17 protein-coding genes and 1 pseudogene are annotated in these 15,135 nt (G+C 64.1%); 12 read left to right on the forward strand and 6 right to left on the reverse strand.

Annotated features, from left to right (window positions below; genetic code table 11):
- From LH475_RS14440 to LH475_RS00265, 3 genes are all read left to right on the forward strand, one after another.
- On the forward strand, positions 1-90 hold the full coding sequence (locus LH475_RS14440) for a DUF1905 domain-containing protein (RefSeq protein WP_366145574.1): 90 nt from the start codon (positions 1-3) through the stop codon (positions 88-90).
- A gap of 166 nt (positions 91-256) precedes the next feature.
- The gene (locus LH475_RS00260) at positions 257-604 is read left to right on the forward strand and encodes a PadR family transcriptional regulator (RefSeq protein ID WP_196845353.1); all 348 of its coding nucleotides are present in this window, start codon (positions 257-259) and stop codon (positions 602-604) included.
- A gap of 287 nt (positions 605-891) precedes the next feature.
- The gene (locus LH475_RS00265; protein WP_297412595.1) at positions 892-1,956 is read left to right on the forward strand and encodes a hypothetical protein; all 1,065 of its coding nucleotides are present in this window, start codon (positions 892-894) and stop codon (positions 1,954-1,956) included.
- 76 nt (positions 1,957-2,032) lie between these two features.
- Here the strand turns inward: LH475_RS00265 and LH475_RS00270 are convergent, their stop codons facing one another.
- From LH475_RS00270 to LH475_RS00290, 6 genes are all read right to left on the reverse strand, one after another.
- On the reverse strand, positions 2,033-2,551 hold the full coding sequence (locus tag LH475_RS00270; protein WP_366145575.1) for a nucleotidyl transferase AbiEii/AbiGii toxin family protein: 519 nt from the start codon (positions 2,549-2,551) through the stop codon (positions 2,033-2,035).
- Positions 2,433-2,831, reverse strand: a complete 399-nt coding sequence (locus tag LH475_RS14445) for a nucleotidyl transferase AbiEii/AbiGii toxin family protein (protein ID WP_196845350.1) — start codon at positions 2,829-2,831, stop codon at positions 2,433-2,435. The genes LH475_RS00270 and LH475_RS14445 overlap by 119 nt, the downstream gene beginning before the upstream one ends.
- 86 nt (positions 2,832-2,917) lie before the next feature.
- Positions 2,918-3,502: a type IV toxin-antitoxin system AbiEi family antitoxin domain-containing protein gene (locus tag LH475_RS00275; RefSeq protein WP_297412596.1), complete on the reverse strand. Its 585-nt coding sequence runs from the start codon at positions 3,500-3,502 to the stop codon at positions 2,918-2,920.
- A gap of 631 nt (positions 3,503-4,133) precedes the next feature.
- Complete coding sequence (locus LH475_RS00280; RefSeq protein WP_297412597.1) at positions 4,134-5,033, reverse strand: homocysteine S-methyltransferase family protein; 900 nt, start codon at positions 5,031-5,033, stop codon at positions 4,134-4,136.
- 132 nt (positions 5,034-5,165) lie between these two features.
- Positions 5,166-5,339 carry an SDR family NAD(P)-dependent oxidoreductase gene (locus tag LH475_RS00285; RefSeq protein ID WP_297412598.1) on the reverse strand — a complete coding sequence of 58 codons (174 nt, stop codon included), beginning with the start codon at positions 5,337-5,339 and terminating at the stop codon, positions 5,166-5,168.
- 316 nt (positions 5,340-5,655) lie between these two features.
- A complete protein-coding gene (locus tag LH475_RS00290; RefSeq protein WP_297412599.1) occupies positions 5,656-6,621 on the reverse strand; it encodes a GlxA family transcriptional regulator in 966 nt (321 codons plus the stop codon).
- Positions 6,622-7,031: 410 nt separating this feature from the next.
- Here LH475_RS00290 and LH475_RS00295 point away from each other — a divergent pair, with 410 nt between their 5' ends.
- From LH475_RS00295 to LH475_RS00335, 9 genes and pseudogenes are all read left to right on the forward strand, one after another.
- Positions 7,032-7,421 (forward strand): hypothetical protein, encoded by a 390-nt coding sequence (locus LH475_RS00295; protein WP_196845345.1) that lies wholly within the window; start codon positions 7,032-7,034, stop codon positions 7,419-7,421.
- 65 nt (positions 7,422-7,486) lie between these two features.
- A complete protein-coding gene (locus LH475_RS00300) occupies positions 7,487-8,785 on the forward strand; it encodes a DJ-1/PfpI family protein (RefSeq protein WP_297412600.1) in 1,299 nt (432 codons plus the stop codon).
- A gap of 665 nt (positions 8,786-9,450) precedes the next feature.
- Positions 9,451-11,016, forward strand: coding sequence for an aldehyde dehydrogenase family protein (locus LH475_RS00305; RefSeq protein WP_196845341.1), 1,566 nt, complete (start codon positions 9,451-9,453; stop codon positions 11,014-11,016).
- Between the two features lie 468 nt (positions 11,017-11,484).
- Positions 11,485-11,835 (forward strand): NADH-quinone oxidoreductase subunit A, encoded by a 351-nt coding sequence (locus LH475_RS00310; RefSeq protein WP_297412601.1) that lies wholly within the window; start codon positions 11,485-11,487, stop codon positions 11,833-11,835.
- Positions 11,826-13,091, forward strand: coding sequence for a hypothetical protein (locus tag LH475_RS00315; RefSeq protein WP_297412602.1), 1,266 nt, complete (start codon positions 11,826-11,828; stop codon positions 13,089-13,091). The genes LH475_RS00310 and LH475_RS00315 overlap by 10 nt, the downstream gene beginning before the upstream one ends.
- Entirely contained in the window at positions 13,084-14,019 is a 936-nt protein-coding gene (locus tag LH475_RS00320) for a complex I subunit 1 family protein (RefSeq protein ID WP_196845336.1), read from the forward strand. The genes LH475_RS00315 and LH475_RS00320 overlap by 8 nt, the downstream gene beginning before the upstream one ends.
- Before the next feature lie 5 nt (positions 14,020-14,024).
- Positions 14,025-14,585, forward strand: a complete 561-nt coding sequence (locus LH475_RS00325; RefSeq protein ID WP_297412603.1) for an NADH-quinone oxidoreductase subunit J — start codon at positions 14,025-14,027, stop codon at positions 14,583-14,585.
- Positions 14,582-14,884, forward strand: coding sequence for an NADH-quinone oxidoreductase subunit NuoK (gene nuoK, locus LH475_RS00330; protein WP_196845333.1), 303 nt, complete (start codon positions 14,582-14,584; stop codon positions 14,882-14,884). Before LH475_RS00325 ends, nuoK begins: the two co-directional genes overlap by 4 nt.
- Positions 14,881-15,135, forward strand: a pseudogene (locus LH475_RS00335) (NADH-quinone oxidoreductase subunit L); the annotation flags it as partial. The gene nuoK and the pseudogene LH475_RS00335, both read left to right, overlap by 4 nt.

Genomic DNA, 15,135 nt, shown 5'->3' on the forward strand with positions numbered 1-15,135 from the left:
ATGCTTCCGATCAAGAAATCCTTGCAGGACGCCATCGGCAAGCACGCCGGGGACACAGTGACCGTGCATCTCCGCGAACCCCTGGATTAAACAATCGCGGCGCGCAACGTCGAGGCCCTGACTGGGTTCCAATAGAGGTCCGGCTTGCGGGCGCCGGTGATCGCGAACGGCCGAAAGTGAATCGGTGAGCAGACCGAGCGGAATGAAGCAGATGTCGATTGGCTGGGTATATTCCCACTCTGGGTATACTCGGTTTATGAGTGAAACTGCGTTTTGGATTTTGACGGCACTTGCTGCGGGGAGACGGCACGGTTATGCCGTGCTTAGCGACGTCGAGGGACTCAGCGAAGGACGTGTGAAGTTGCGGGTTACGACACTGTATGCGTCACTTGACCGACTTCAACGCGAAGGTCGCATCCGTTCGGCCGGTGACGAAGTTGTCGACGGCCGTGCGCGTCGCTATTACGAGATTCTCGACGTAGGCCGAGATGAACTCACTGCAGAAGCGGATCGGCTCGCAGCTCGGGCCGCGGTTGCGGTTGCAAACGTCACCCACGGTAGGCCCGTCCAACCGTTCCCCGCTGTTTCGATGGCGACTGCATGACCGCCCGCCGACGCCAACGGTACGAGCGACTGCTGCGTTGGTATCCCGCGGAATGGCAGCGGACCAACGCTGCGGTGGTCCTAGAGACCTTAGAGGAGAACGCAGACAGACTCGGTCAGTTGCGGCCCACGATCGGAGAAGCGTGGTCGCTGCGCGCCCACGGCATTGCCGAACGGGCAAGCCCTGCTTTGATCACAATCGCGGCTGCTCTAGGCCTACTACTCAACATTGGCCCTGTCATTGCATTGCTTTCTGGTGGTGTAACGGATGATCCGTGGCTTTCGGGCTTGCGTATTACCGCTCAGTTCGTCGGCGCATTTCTGATCAGTACCGCAACTGGAGCGCTACTGCTGCGCAGCGGCCGCATCATCGCCGAATCCGCGATGGCTACCCTCGCAATATCCGCAGCAGCATGGGCTCTTGGCGCGGTTGCTGTCACGGCATGGGGTGTGGGATTCGACGAAGCAGACTCGGGGGCTCCGCGGAGCTGGTTGAGCGACGCGTTCCCCATCTTCGCCGGATCGGCATGGCTCTTAGGCTCCTTCGCCCTATTCCTTGTAACCCACGGCCTCCTGCGGCCACTTCGATCGAAAACCCTGCGCACAATCCTCTCAACACTCCTGGCGATCCCGACCGCCCTCGCGCTTGGTATCTCAACGGTGACGCCCACCGGACTGGTATTCGGCGCAGCCGTGGTCCTGGTTGTCTCCAGCTTCCAACTCGGGACGCGACCCACGACAACAAGGGGTGTCACCTACCGTCGCGCAACGCTGAATCAAGGACAGCGAACCCGGATCGCTACAGTGGCAGCGGTTGCCGCAGTGCTCGGCTTTGGATGCGCCGCATTCGCTCTGACGGGGAGTATGTGGCTCCCGGCAATAGGCGACGCTACGGACGCCATGCGCGTCGGGCTTCTTGGTGGAGCGCTGGTCGCAATCATCACTGTCATTGCGGGAGCGGAAGCACTCGTGGATCGTCGTGGGGCTGTCGCACTTGGCCCGGTCGTCGCCGCGATCGGCGCGCTACTCTCCGTCGCACTCAGCTACTCACTCAGCATCGATAATGCCATGGGATGGCCGCTTGTCATCTTGGCTGCAGCCCTGACAGGTCTGACAGGTGGATTGCTCATTGCCCCTGGGCTTCCCGGCCCTCCCTTACTTCGAGCGTCACTCGTGACGGCGATCAGCGTCGCGCTTGCCGCAGCGCTCGGTCTCATCGTGACCGCCGTACCTTTCGTCGCGCCGTTCCTCGCCGCCATTCTGGCCATCAGAATGACCCGAAGACCGCGAGGGATAAATGCGATGCACAACGTTGCAGATCCGCTCGCAGAACGAGGGCTGGGGCGAGCGTAATCGTGAACGCCTCACGGTGCTGGATCCCCTACCGCCCATTTCCGCCCCGTTGAAGGTTCCCCTTGCGGGTTTGAGTTCAGCGTTTGTGCCAGCGCTGAGTTGACGGGTCCCAAATGTTATCGTCGCCCACGGTGCCGGTGAAAACCGGATCCACGAAATGGATCACGTTGGCCAGTTGGTTGTCGAACGATTCGAGGCAGATGTCTGTGAGGGCGAGTTTGCGACGCCAGGCTGCCCATTTTGTTTGAGCGATCGCTGGCCAGCCTGTCGTGGCGACCGAGATTGAGGTCAGAGGCACCTGGCGGAAATCGGCGACGCGCTGGGCCGCACCGCGAAGCTCACTCGCGCTGAAGTCGTGTGTCAGCGAGAAATTTCGCAGGTCGACGATGTCGCGCCATCGTGTGCTCGTTGATCCCCGGGTCAGCATCGTGACCGCCTTCTCTGCAACGACCATAACGAGTGGATAACCGAGCATTTCAAATTCCCCACCGAGGATGCGAGGGACAGTCACCGTGCGTGGGGCCGGCCAAATCGGGTCTCCGGTGCTGATGTCCAGGTGAAACGACAGGGCGCTCGTGTAGACGCGTGCAAATATCTTGACTCGGAGCTCGGAGCCCGGAGTATTCGTCGCCCTCGCGGATGGAGCGCACCTCGGTGCGCGCCGGATCAATAGCCAGAGCATCATCGACGGACACGTCCGCCACGGCCGCGACCACGGCACGTAAATGAGAGGCATCCACTTGAAAGTTCACCGCTTCCATGTCGATGTCGTTTGTCGGACGCCGGAGGTGATACGCAGCCAGGAGCACGCCGCCCTTCAGCACAAAGTCATCCTTGTAGCTTGTCTGAGCGAGCCGGCTCAGGAGCGCCTCCATGGCGTAGAGGGTGACCGTCTCTGAAACGGCTCGACCCGAAGCTCGGGCATGCCGTGAGAGCGCGGCATAGAGCTGTGACGCATGGCTCACGAGAGCAACTCCAGGGCATGCCGCAACGGACCGCTCGCTCGCGGTAGCTGCCGAGCGATGTCCATTAGCGCGGCCGGGTGAGACCCGCGTCGGCGCAGCCAGTTCTTCAGGGCTTCCGGAGCGATCTCGTACCCCTCCGACCCGCGCAATCGGTAGGCATCGACGATTGACCGTTCCGGGGAGTACAGGCCAATGGTCGCGTCGGATCCATCAATGGCCAGCTCAGTGCGTCCAAGCTCGAACGTCGCCGCGTCGAAATGATGCCAGGAAACAGGAGCGTTAGTTTGGGGGATTCGGGCGCCACGAGGAAGGGCGATGTCGATTCGCGCTGGGATAGCGTCAACGAGGCTATGGTGCGCCAAGGCACTCGACAGGCACAATGTTGCGTCGGGCCTGCGGGCCACGATCTCAATCAAGTCAAGGTTCACCGGCGGCAGATCGGTTCGGCGGTATAGCCCTCGGCCGATTCGGTTGATGGTGCCGTTCTCGATGAGCCGACGCAGCTCTCGTGTTCCGACACCGGCGTCGGTGGCCATGGCGGCGCTGAAAGTGATGGCAGGCAGGCTGTCAATCGAGTGCACTGCAGGCCCCATTTCGGCGTGTATCAAAGTGTGTACACGTAATTTTAGCTGTAAACGCTTCCGTACGCCAGAGGATCGAAGCGCACAGCGTCGATGAAACTGTGCCGATGCTGGCGGGCCCGTCCCGCAGAGCGATCCAGTTAGGGGACTTCGGAGGAGGCTGCACCGGTGCCGCGCAGCGGGGCTGCGACGCTGGCACGATAGCGCGCGTTCCCTGCCAGCGTGCCCACATTTTGCCCACACTTGAAAAAACTTTGGGTGAATCTGGATGCCTCACTGTGACCCAAAACGTTGAATTCACGCGGTTTTCGACCCCATCGACGACGCTGACCGGTCGATTATTGGAGTTCGAATCCCTCCAGGGGCACCGTGAAATCGTTCCGATCAGGTACTTCTATCGCCACACAATTGTCGAATGAACGCCAGAATTCATGTGTGTACCAATGTGTGTGCCTGTTTGTGTCGATGAAGGTGACACCAATCAGCTGCAACGCCCGTCCCTGGCTCGGCCTCACCGGGCAGGGTCAGCGTCTGCCGCGGGTAACGGATATAGATCTGCACCACGTTTTTTAACGTGGTGTAGGTCTTTCCCGTTACCTTGTTCGTATCCCCGGTTCCAGTCTCTGCCACCTCACCAAGCGGCGATCATCTCTGCGACGTGGCGAGCGTCGGTGCCGCAGCATCCCCCGAGCACCTGAACTCGCGGAAGCTTGGTCCTCAGCGTTGCATTGTCTATGCCCAGCGCCACGGGATCCCCCTCATCGAGCTCCTCTGCCTCGTCGAGCTCCGCGTGCGACTGTTTGGACGCGTTCACCCTGAGGCCCCCGATCCGATCCGCCGTCGCCAGATTCTCGAGCGCGTGACTGATGTGGGTCGGGTGTGCGCAGTTGACCATGAAGTACGCGGCCGCCGCGCCAGTGGCGGCATCGACCCGCTCAATCGCCTCGCCAAGACTTGTTCCGTCGGGCAGGCTCCCGTCGACCTCCACCGTGAATGAGGGCACGACCGGCACTCCCAGCGCACGAGCGGCTCGAACCACTCCGATTGCTTCCTCAGGGTAGGTCATCGTGAGGGCTGAAATTCGATCGACACCCGCGTCGACGAGCGAGGCGATCTGCTCGGAGTGATAGGCCTCGGCCTCATCAGCAGTCATGCGATTGGTGACCACGTACCCGTCCCCGCGTGGGCCTAGGACTCCTTCGACGAGGATCTCAACGGCGGGGCGGCTCGCAGCAACGTCACGGACGAACGCCACAGCGTCCGCGTTCGCCCGCGCCAGTGAAGCCGGGCTGTATCCAAGACGTTCGCCCCAATCGCGGTTTGCCCGCCACGTCGGGGTTCCCAGGACAAACGGGATCCCGCGCTCCTGCGCGATCTGCAAGAAGCTCTCGAAGTACCGGCGCATTGCATCGCGCCCCGTCGCCTCATAGAGAAGCGGGAACGCCGCGAAGTCGGGCAACTCGATGCCTTCGTGAAAGAGCAGCACCGTCTCGATGCCACCATCAGTCATCGCTATGTCGGATGTAGCCATGTTGGTCCCTCTCGTCAGGAAGGATATTGTCCTCTCCAGCGCGTGGTGTCAAGGCGAGTGTGGGCGGTCGTTGCTGCCCTCGAGCTGTTGGAGGAACGCGGTCCGCAGCTGGGGCAACCGCTCGGCTGAACGTCAGTCAGAACCGAGCGCCTCGATCTCGGCGACGACACCGGCACCCTTTTCGGCCTGGAAGTCGAGGTCGGCGACGGCGATGTCAAAACCGTCCTGGGCGAGCCGGAGTGCAATGCCGCGTCCAATTCCCTGTCCGGCTCCGGTTAAAAGTGCGACTTTGTGTGAGACGGTCATGGTACTTCTCATTTCTGGTTCGGGCATGGTGAACGCCGTTTGGCGCCGTTGACCCGCAGCCCGGACGATGTCGGTCAGACAACCGTCCGCACTCCTTCAGGGCAAGCCAACCATCTGAGGGCCTCCGATTAAACGGTCCGGGCCTCAGCCACTAGCGTCAACGTAGACGCTCAGCACTCCGGTCGTCTCCGGGATGATGCAACGTCTAAAAGACCACTTTGTCTGGAGCACTTCATGATTCCCCCCACCGCATCGCGTTCGTTGGTGTCGACGGTGGACACATCTTTAGTCCGAGTCACGGGCCTCGCGCATGGTGCTATGTGGTGGCAGCACCGAAGTGGTCTCGGTGGTTGCCGGGGGTGGTGTTGAGGCGACGCCGGAACGCTCGATTCATGGTCTCAGGGGTTCCAAACCCGCATGCTCTCGCGATCTCCTCCATTGCCATAAGCGTCGTCTCGAGAAGGCGGCACGCTGCCTCCATCCGCACCGCCTCCACATGCTCGGCCGGCGTGATGCCCACCTCGGATTTGAACACGCGACTGAACTGGCGCTCAGAGAGGTGGGCGTGAGTCGCCATCGCGGAGATGGAGAGATCGGCGGTCAGGTTGTCGGGGACCCAGGCCAGTACGTCGCGGATGGGCTCGTCGTTCGCGGACTGGTCGGCCAGCAGCGCTGAGAACTGCCCCTGGCCGCCCGAGCGGCGGAGGTAGACGACAAGGCGCCGGGCGACGGTCGCGGCGGCTGTGCGCCCGTGGTCGTCGGCGACTAACGCCAGGGCCATGTCGATTCCGGCGGTGACGCCGGCCGACGTCCAGACGTTGCCGTCCTGCACATAGATGGCGTCGGGTTCAACGGAGACCTTCGGGTAGGCGTGCCCGAGCGTTTCGCACTCAGCCCAGTGGGTGGTCGCACGACGGCCGTCCAGAAGGCCCGCGGCAGCGAGCAGGAACGCGCCCGAGCACACGGATGTGACCCGTCGCGATAGCGAAGCCAACCGCCGAATGCTGTCAACCAGTTCCGGATCGCCCGCGGCCTCGTCCATGTCCCTGCCCCCGGCGACCACGAGAGTGTCGATGTCTCCGACCACCTCGTTCATCGGCCCGGTCGCAAACTCGAGGCCGCTCGTCGAGCGCACCGGCCCGCCGTCCGTACTCACCAGCTGCGTGGCGTACCGGGGGATCGGTAAAAAACGCGAGGCCGTGGAGAACACCTCAAGCGGCCCGGTCACGTCGAGGATCTGCACGGAAGGAAACCCGACGATGACAATACGTGGTTCGATCACTGTTTTCCCTCGTGGCCGAGATCGTCAACTGCGTGTCCTAGGTGAGTCGGCACGCGCAGCCTACCGTGAAGTCATCCTCACAAACACGAATCGAGAACACGTGCGCTCCCCACGTTGCACCAGTTTCCGGTGGGTGTTCTTTGTCGCAACGATCGCGATCACCGCGACCGTCATCTCCCTCCGGCGCTTTTCGAGCAACGAACGAGTCGCTTATGCGGTCGCGTTTGGCGCAGCACGTCGGCGCGGAGAGCCCCACCCTGCAAAACCCCCAACGCCTGAATCGAGTCCGGAATGAACGCCCCACGAAACGCCGACCCCGGGCAGGTCTCGGCGATCATTGGCATCGACCCCATGGCCGCCACAACGTCCTCGCTCCAGATCGGCGCTGCTTGCATCGAGAGGGTGGCCTCATGACCCACCTCTCGGCATTCCTTGCCGCGCTCTTCACGGCACTTCTCGGCGCCCTGGCCGTCCTGCAACTCCTGCTCCTGGTCGGTATGCCGCTGGGGCGACTCGCCTGGGGCGGTCAGCAGGATCGGCTGACTCCACGGCTTCGCGTCGCCGCCGGCTTCTCGATCCTGATCTATGTCGTATTCGCCGCCACGGCACTGGCCCGCGCGCAGGTCATCACAACACCAATTCCGAATCCCATCAACGTCATCGCCATGTGGATCATCACGGGCTACCTGATTCTCAGCGTGCTTCCCAACCTGGCATCGAAAAGCCCTCACGAGAGGCGCCTCATGACTTTCGTGTCCGCTGTGTTGGCGATCCTCGCCCTGGCGATCGCTCTCATTTAGAACCTGGGCGTGCCGCGCCCGAACCTTCACAACAACCATCCATACCCCCTCGAAAGGAAACAGTCATGCCAAAAATAGTCCGCCGTATCGGCAGCATTGCACTGGGCATCACCCTTGCCACAGTGACCTTTGTGGCCATCGCCATCGCCGGCCTGTCCCAATCGGGCGGCGAGCCCAGCTCGCCCGCCGTCCTTGTGACGGATGTGCAGAAACTCACTCACGCGCCTGTCGACGGTCAGTTCGTCGTCGCGGTCGTTCTCGGCCAGTCGGGATCCGACACCTCTGATGTCTTCGCACCGTTCGAGGTGCTGGCCAGCTCCCCCTCCTTCTTCGTGTACACCGTCGCGGCCTCGGCCGACCCGGCTCCTGTTGATGGAGGGATGTCAGTCGTGCCAGCCCACACGTTCGCCGACGTCGCGTCCGGCGTTGCGCCGGCGCCCGACCTGGTCGTGGTGCCGGCCGTGAACGGTCCTGCCGACCCCGCGGAGGCAGCCGCGCGCGCGTTCATCGTTACCCAGTACACCGCGGGTGCCCGCATCCTGGGTGTCTGCGCCGGCTCCAGGCTGCTCGCCGCCTCCGGGGTTCTCGACGGCCTTCGGGCAACATCCCATTGGTCCCGAATTGCCGCCCTCAAGAAATCGAACCCCGACGTCTCCTGGGTCACGGGGGAGCGATATGTGCAGGACGGCCGCGTGACCACGACCGGCAGCGTCACTTCGGGCATCCCGGGCGCACTGAAGGTCATGGCCGACATGGCCGGCGACGCGGAAGCGATTCGGGTCGGCAACGCCATCCGTTACCCGGGATGGTCGCTCGACGCTCCCACAGCGATGCCCGTCAAGAGCTTTGGGTTCGAGGACTCCGCGTTTCTCATGAACGCCGCCTTCCCGTGGGTACGGCCGCGCGTGGGAGTGGAACTGCGCGACGGAGTCGACGAGATCGACGCTGCGGCCATCTTTGAGGTCTACACCTACTCGCAGGGCGCCGCGGCCACAGCGCTATCGCGGAAGGGCACCGTCACGACCAGGCACGGCCTCGTCGTCGAGACCGGCCCACTCAGCGACAGCCCCACGGTCCCTATCGTGGCGGGCGAACTGGGCGCCAAGGGCAGCGAACAGGGCTTCGACGCGGCGTTCGAGCAGCTGTCCAAGAGCACGAGCACATCGGTCGTTCAGTCCGTCTCCAAGATGATCGAATACCCCATCGACCGGGTCACCCAAAACGTGGCTCCCCTGACCGCGCTGGCACGAACGCCGTTGCTCCTGACCCTGGGTGTCCTTCTCGCTGTGGGCGTCGGGCTGCTGCCGACGCTGATCGGTCGCGCGGTTCGACGCCGCAGGCGCGCTGCTGCAAACGCCACCTAGAAACGTGGGCCAGTAACGGCAAAGTTTAGAACGCCGGGCGATTTCCTGGGCTTTGGGCGGGGGTCTGGGAAAATTGCTTATTTCGTTCCATCGCCGGACGGCGTCGGAGATCCCCAAGTCGCTCCGGATTGATGGCGGGGACTACGATTTTAGGACGTATCACGAAGCCCACAGGATGCCGGAACAAGAGCCTGAACGCCTCGAGGGCCGGTCGACGCTCAGGGCCGAGTGCGAGCCGAGAAGACGTTCTCCAAGCGGCCCAGGCGCTGTGTGCTTCGATCGTGACCGGGTTGACGTTCGTGCACGAGCTGCTCGACATCGATAGTGCGTGGCCCACGCTCGATATGGCAGCCTAGTTGGAGCTGATCTCTCAGACGATCGAACTGATCCTCACGATCGAGCTTTGATTAGTCTCTCGGCCACACGTGAGGACGTCGGAGTATGCTGTGCTCACTTCCGGGCCTACACCTTCGGTCCGGAGCACCAGCTTTAGCAGCCCGGATATCGTCGATCGACGGCCCAAGGGGGGGTACGGGCTCAAAAAGGGCGTCCGTCCCAGTGGTGATCCGTGCGATCAACCCCCCACGACGTTTGTGTAATATTCTCGCACCCCTCATTTTCTCCGGAACGGCACGCGCGCCGGTCCCTCACCGCATTGGACAACGATGTCACTTCGAATCAAGCCAGGGACCACCTGGGGCGAGGTCTCTGCTCGCAGCCGGTCCATCGCACCCGAGGCATTCCGACCCGACGGACTCCGCAACCTCATCGGCGGAGAGTGGGTCGACCTCGGGGAGCGGGGACAACATCAATCCCCGATCGACGGCACCGTCATCTTCGGGCCGCCGCGCGTCGACCATCCCGCTGCTCTGGACGCTGTGCGCCTCGCGGCCGAAGAGCATGCTCGATGGGCGGTGGTGCCGCTGCGGGAACGGATCGAACGGGTTAACGCCGCCGTGGACCTCATCGAAACCCAACGAGAACTGCTCGCCCTCATGCTGGTCTGGGAGATCGGGAAACCCTGGCGGATCGCTCTCGCCGACGTCGACCGGTGCGTGGATGGAGTGCACTGGTACCTCGAGAACATCACGCGCCAGCTCCATGCTGGTACCCCGGCAGCGCGCACCGCGCTGTCCGGCCCGGTGTCGAACATCGCCTCCTGGAATTATCCGATGAGCGTGCAGGTGCACGCCGAGCTCGTTCAAGCGCTCGCCGGCAATGCCGTGATCGCGAAAACACCCTCGCAGGGCGGCTTCCATGCCCTGACGCTCGCCCACGCGCTCATTCGGCGCGCAGGGGTTCCCGTTACCCTCATTTCCGGAGTGGGGTCTCATCTCGGCGACATCTTGATCCAGTCCCCCGAGATCGGGGCGCTCGCCTTCGTCGGAGGGCGCTCAAACGGACGAAAAGCCGCCGTCAGTCTCGCCGACACCGGCCGCCGACACATCCTCGAGCAGGAAGGCCTGAACGCGTGGGGAATCTGGGACTTTTCCCAGTGGGACCAGCTCGCGGCGCAGCTGCACAAGGGCTTCGAATACGCCAAGCAACGCTGCACCGCCTACCCTCGCTATGTCGTCCAGCGCCGTCTCCTCCCGAAGTTCCTCGACATCTACCTGCCGGTCGTGCGCGGCCTGCGCTTCGGTCACCCTCTCGCCGTCGCCTCCGACGACGACCCGCTGCCGGAACTCGACTTCGGTCCTGTCATCCACGCGACGAAAGCCGTGGCCCTGTCCGAACAGTTCGAGGAGGCTCTGGAGAAGGGCGCCGCGCCCCTGTTTCGCGGGGACCGGGATTCGGGAACGTTCCTTGATGACCAGGACCGGAGCGCGTACATCGCCCCTGCGACCGTGCTTGACCCGTCGACGTCCTGGTCGCTGCACCACGCCGAACCGTTTGGGCCGCTCGACTCGATCGTGTTGGTCGACACTGAGGCTGAGCTGCTGGCCGCAATGAACGTGAGCAACGGTAACCTCGTCGCCTCGATCGCGACCGACGATCTCGACCTCGCCGCCCGCTTCTCCGAAGAACTTCGGGCCTTCAAAATCGGCATCAATAAGCCGCGTAGCCGGGGCGACCGTGACGAGGTCTTCGGGGGTCTCGGTGCGTCCTGGAAGGGAGCTTTCGTCGGAGGAGATCTTCTCGTGGACGCGGTCACTCGAGGCCCGAAGGGATCCGAGGAGCGGCTCTTCGGCAACTTCCCTGGCTACTCCAAACTGCCCGCCCGACGTTGACCAAGTGCGGAGCCCCGTGGGGTTCGCCGATGGGGCGAGACCATCGGCGGCCCTCGGACGGCGCCATTGAGCGGCACCTTCGTTCACAGCGGCACGGCGCGCTGTTTCTTCGATTCGGGTGGCGCTGATGGGGTTGCCGTCGACCCATCCGACCGCGAGTGCTTCCGAAACGTCGTCGTAGCTGATCGCGGGCCTGCGGGGCCGTGGTCATAGCCGAGGCCTGAGTGAGGGTATCGGTACACTACTCGTAGTCATCCCTGTGGTTGATGCACCCGTGCTGGGCCACGAGCTCTGTTAGTACCGCGTTCTCGCTTGATGCGGTGTCAAAACCTTCATATCGACCCCTTCGGGCGAGAACGAGCCGGCGGTTGGGGTGATGAAAATACCCCCGGTGGTACCAAGACACCTCATAACTTGCCCTGTACGGTAACGAGGAGCGGTAACAAGGAGCGGTAACGAGGAGGACGAATGGCGGCATACGTCAGCGTCGCAGTGATCCTCGGAATGGCACTGGTCGGAATCGGCCTGCTCTACCTCGTCGCGCGGGCAACGTCGGTGTCCCCGAAGCCGCTTACGACCACGCCCTATCTGTCTGGGTGGATGCCGAAGGAGCACGCACTGTCCCGCTTCCACGCTCGGTGGTATCCGCTCACCATCATCTTCCTCGCCTTCGACGTCGAGATGTTGTTCATGTACCCCTGGGCCGTCGTCGTGGCGAGCGAGGGTCCCACCGCGATCATCGAGATGTTCGTCTTTCTCGGGCTGCTCATGGTGGGCGTCGTCTGGGCCTGGCGAGAAGGATCGATGAGATGGGTGTGACCTCAGTGCTCGCCCGGTGGGCCTCCACGAGCGTGCATGTTCTCATCGTGGAGGTGCCGGGCTGGGACGAATCAAGGATGCTGCTCGAGGCCGAGCTCGACCGGCGTGGCTGGAGAGTCGCGCTCTCGCCAGCCGACGCCGATCTGCTCGCCGTGTGCGGGATGCCGGGCGAAGAACTCCGAGCGGCATTCGATCTCCTGTGGAATCAGCTGCCCGGACCGCGAACCCGGGTGAGCGTGACCACCTCGGTCGCGCTGTCGGCTCTTCTCGATGCCGCCGTGGCGCATCTCGTTGATGATTCCCGGCAGCGAAAGGACGCCCGGGCGAGGTCTCGGCCCGCTGCGGCCGAGGATCAAAGGCCGGATGCCGGCGAGCACGACGGTATGGACCACGGGGGCATGGACCACGGCGGCATGGACCACGGCGGTGTGGACCACGGCGGCATGGACATGCCGATGCCCGGCGGCATCCCACTCGCCGGCGGAGGCGACGACCGCGACGGACTGGAGATGGACGTCCTCAACGTTCCGCTCGGCCCGGTACTGCCTCACTGGCCGGCCGGCCTCGTGGTGGATTGCGTGCTGCAGGGCGACGTTATCGTGAGCGCGAAGGCCCGAGTGCTCGAGGCGGCGTCGGCGCCGAAGGACGAGCCGACGACAGCGGTAACGGATGTCGCGGGCCGGCGCATCATCCGACTCTGCGATGACGCCTCGAACCTGCTCGCGCTCGCTGGCTGGCAGACCGCCGCGCAGAACGCACGCCGGTTGCGCGATGACGCTCTTCGCGGTGCGGACATCGCCGATCACGCCGCGGCACTCGATCGGCTGCGCCGACGAGTCGAGCGTTCCGTGCTGCTGCGGTGGTCACTCAAGGGAATCTCGCTCAAGGGGATCTCGCTCAACGAAATCTCACTCAAGGGGATCTCGCTCGACGAAATCCCGCTCAAAGAGATCGGCCTGGCCGCAGGCGCACGCGCGAACACGGGTAACGCGACTCCGCCTGATCAGGCGACCGTCGACATCCGTCATCGCCTGATCGGCTGGCTGCGCGAGGCTGCGGTTCTGGCCGGACCGTCGTCTGGTACGCAGCCGCCCGCAGCGAGCGACTCCGACCGGGCACGCCAGGCGCAGCTCGCGCTCGCCGCCCTGCCCGAGCTGCTCCGCGGAACGGATCTTGGAACGGCTCGCTTGCTCATTGCCGGCCTCGGTCTCGACACCGCCGCACTCGCCCAAACGCACGAGCAGACTCATGAGTGAGCCCATCGTGCAGGTCAGCCCGGCCTGGGCGGTTCTGGCGCCGCTTGCCCTGCTGCTGTTCGCGCTCGCGGGAGCGGGGCTGAACGGTGCTCTCGTGGCCCGGTCGGTCGGTCGCCCGGGCCGCTCCGGAGCGAGTGCCCCGCTCGCCCAGGTGGCCCGGCTGCTGAGACAACGTCGACAGGTCACCGTCGCAGCCGATGTACTGCTGTGGCGGATCGGTGCCGGCGGCCTCGTGGTCGTCGCCATTCTGAAGATCCTGGTCATCCCGCTCGGGCCGTGGACCCTCGCCGACCTCGACGTGGGTGTCGTCTGGTTCAACACGATGGACGTCATGATCTGGGCGCTGTTCTGGCTCATCGGCTGGGGGGCGAACAGCGCGCACTCGCTCGTGGGGGGCTACCGTTTTCTCTCGCTCGCCGTCTCGTATGAGCTGCCGCTGATGTTCGCGCTGATCACGCCGGCGGTCGCCGCGCGCAGCCTCCGGGTCGGCGACGTGGTCGCGGCCCAGCACGACCTGTGGTTCGTGATCTGGATGCCGGTCGCCTTCGTCATCTTCTGCGGCAGCGTCATCGCCTTCTCGAGTTGGGGTCCGTTCGCGACGGCTGTCGGGCGGGACATTGCCGGCGGTTTTCTCACCGACGTCTCCGGCGTCGACCGGCTGCTCATCCTCACCGGCCGCTACGCGGTGCTCACCGCGGGTGCCGCGTTCGCCGTGCCGCTCTTTCTCGGCGGCGGAGGGGGTGCGCTGCTGCCCGACTGGCTCTGGTCGATCGTCAAGACCGCCCTCGTGCTCGCGGCCTTCGTCGCGATCCGTCACCGAGTGCCGACGATCCGCCCCGACCGGTTCGCCGAGGTGGCCTGGATCATCGTGTTGCCGGCGGCGCTCCTGCAGGTGCTCGTCGTCGCGATCATCGTCGTGGGGAGCTGAGAAAAATGATCGACATCCTGTTCTGGGCGCTCGCCGTCGTGTCCGTGGCATCCGGTGTCGCCGTCTTCGTGGTCGACTCGATGGCGCGGGCGACCTACGCGCTCGCGGTCTCATTCATCGCCGTCGGAATCATGCTCGTGATGGTGGGCCTTGAGTACATCGGCATCATCACGATTCTCATGATGGTCATGGAGATGGCGATTATGGCCGTCTATATGGTGATGTTTATGGGCATGAATCCGGCCCTCATGCCGATGGACATGACGCACAACAAACGCTGGTCGGCGGTTCTGGCGATGGGAACCTTCGTGCTGCTGGCGGCGGGAGCCCTGCTCATCCCATGGCCCGCACGCGTCGGCGCACCCGCAGTCGACCTCGTCGCCTCGCTCGGCGAGGCCATCATGGGGCCCAAGATGCTCGCGATGCTCACCATCAGCCCCGTGCTGTTCGCCACGATCATCGCCGGGCTCGTGATCGTCAACCCGCGCGGGCGTTATGACCGCTGGGGCGACGACCTCAAGCACCGACCGCCGAACGATCCGCTGCGGGGAGGGCTCGGCCAATGACACTCCAAGCCGTTCTTCTGGTCGCCGCCGCACTGTTCTGTGTCGGCCTGTACGGTGCGCTGTCCCAAAAGGTGATCGTGATGGTCATGATGGGGCTGGAACTCATGCTGAACGGAGTCATCCTCGCGGCCGGCGCCTTCTGGTGGTTCCTCGCGCCCGCCCCGGACGGCCAGGTGCTGCTGCTCATCGTGATCGCCGCGATGACGGTGGAGATGGCGATGGGGTTCGCCGTCGCCACCCTGCTGCACCGTTCCCGCGGATCAGACATGACCGACTCGGCGACGGACCTCTCCGGATGAGCGGGCTCTACCTCGCTCTCATCGTGCTGCTGCCAGCGGTATCGGGAATCGTACTCTGCCTCGCCGGAGCGCGCGCACGCGCCGCGGCGATCCCGGTCTCGCTCACCACCGCGACCGTGACCACTGTCCTGGCCGTGGTCGTTGCCGTCACTCGCCCCGCGCTCGAGATCCCCTTCATCGCCGGCGCGCCGGTTGGGCTCGCTGTCGACGGGCTCTCCGCTTTGGTGCTTCCCGCCGTCGCGATCGTGACC

Origin of the sequence: Cryobacterium sp. (assembly GCF_026786305.1) — a bacterium.
Classification (GTDB): Bacteria; Actinomycetota; Actinomycetes; order Actinomycetales; family Microbacteriaceae; genus Cryobacterium.

What these genes read in the sequence shown, in the direction of transcription:
- LH475_RS14440 (WP_366145574.1), top strand. Translation starts at nt 1, where the DNA reads ATGCTTCCGATCAAGAAATCCTTGCAGGACGCCATCGGCAAGCACGCC.
- LH475_RS00260 (WP_196845353.1), top strand. Translation starts at nt 257, where the DNA reads ATGAGTGAAACTGCGTTTTGGATTTTGACGGCACTTGCTGCGGGGAGA.
- LH475_RS14445 (WP_196845350.1), bottom strand. Translation starts at nt 2,831, where the DNA reads ATGGAGGCGCTCCTGAGCCGGCTCGCTCAGACAAGCTACAAGGATGAC.
- LH475_RS00280 (WP_297412597.1), bottom strand. Translation starts at nt 5,033, where the DNA reads ATGGCTACATCCGACATAGCGATGACTGATGGTGGCATCGAGACGGTG.
- LH475_RS00285 (WP_297412598.1), bottom strand. Translation starts at nt 5,339, where the DNA reads ATGACCGTCTCACACAAAGTCGCACTTTTAACCGGAGCCGGACAGGGA.
- LH475_RS00295 (WP_196845345.1), top strand. Translation starts at nt 7,032, where the DNA reads ATGACCCACCTCTCGGCATTCCTTGCCGCGCTCTTCACGGCACTTCTC.
- LH475_RS00300 (WP_297412600.1), top strand. Translation starts at nt 7,487, where the DNA reads ATGCCAAAAATAGTCCGCCGTATCGGCAGCATTGCACTGGGCATCACC.
- LH475_RS00305 (WP_196845341.1), top strand. Translation starts at nt 9,451, where the DNA reads ATGTCACTTCGAATCAAGCCAGGGACCACCTGGGGCGAGGTCTCTGCT.
- LH475_RS00310 (WP_297412601.1), top strand. Translation starts at nt 11,485, where the DNA reads ATGGCGGCATACGTCAGCGTCGCAGTGATCCTCGGAATGGCACTGGTC.
- LH475_RS00315 (WP_297412602.1), top strand. Translation starts at nt 11,826, where the DNA reads ATGGGTGTGACCTCAGTGCTCGCCCGGTGGGCCTCCACGAGCGTGCAT.
- LH475_RS00320 (WP_196845336.1), top strand. Translation starts at nt 13,084, where the DNA reads ATGAGTGAGCCCATCGTGCAGGTCAGCCCGGCCTGGGCGGTTCTGGCG.
- LH475_RS00325 (WP_297412603.1), top strand. Translation starts at nt 14,025, where the DNA reads ATGATCGACATCCTGTTCTGGGCGCTCGCCGTCGTGTCCGTGGCATCC.
- nuoK (WP_196845333.1), top strand. Translation starts at nt 14,582, where the DNA reads ATGACACTCCAAGCCGTTCTTCTGGTCGCCGCCGCACTGTTCTGTGTC.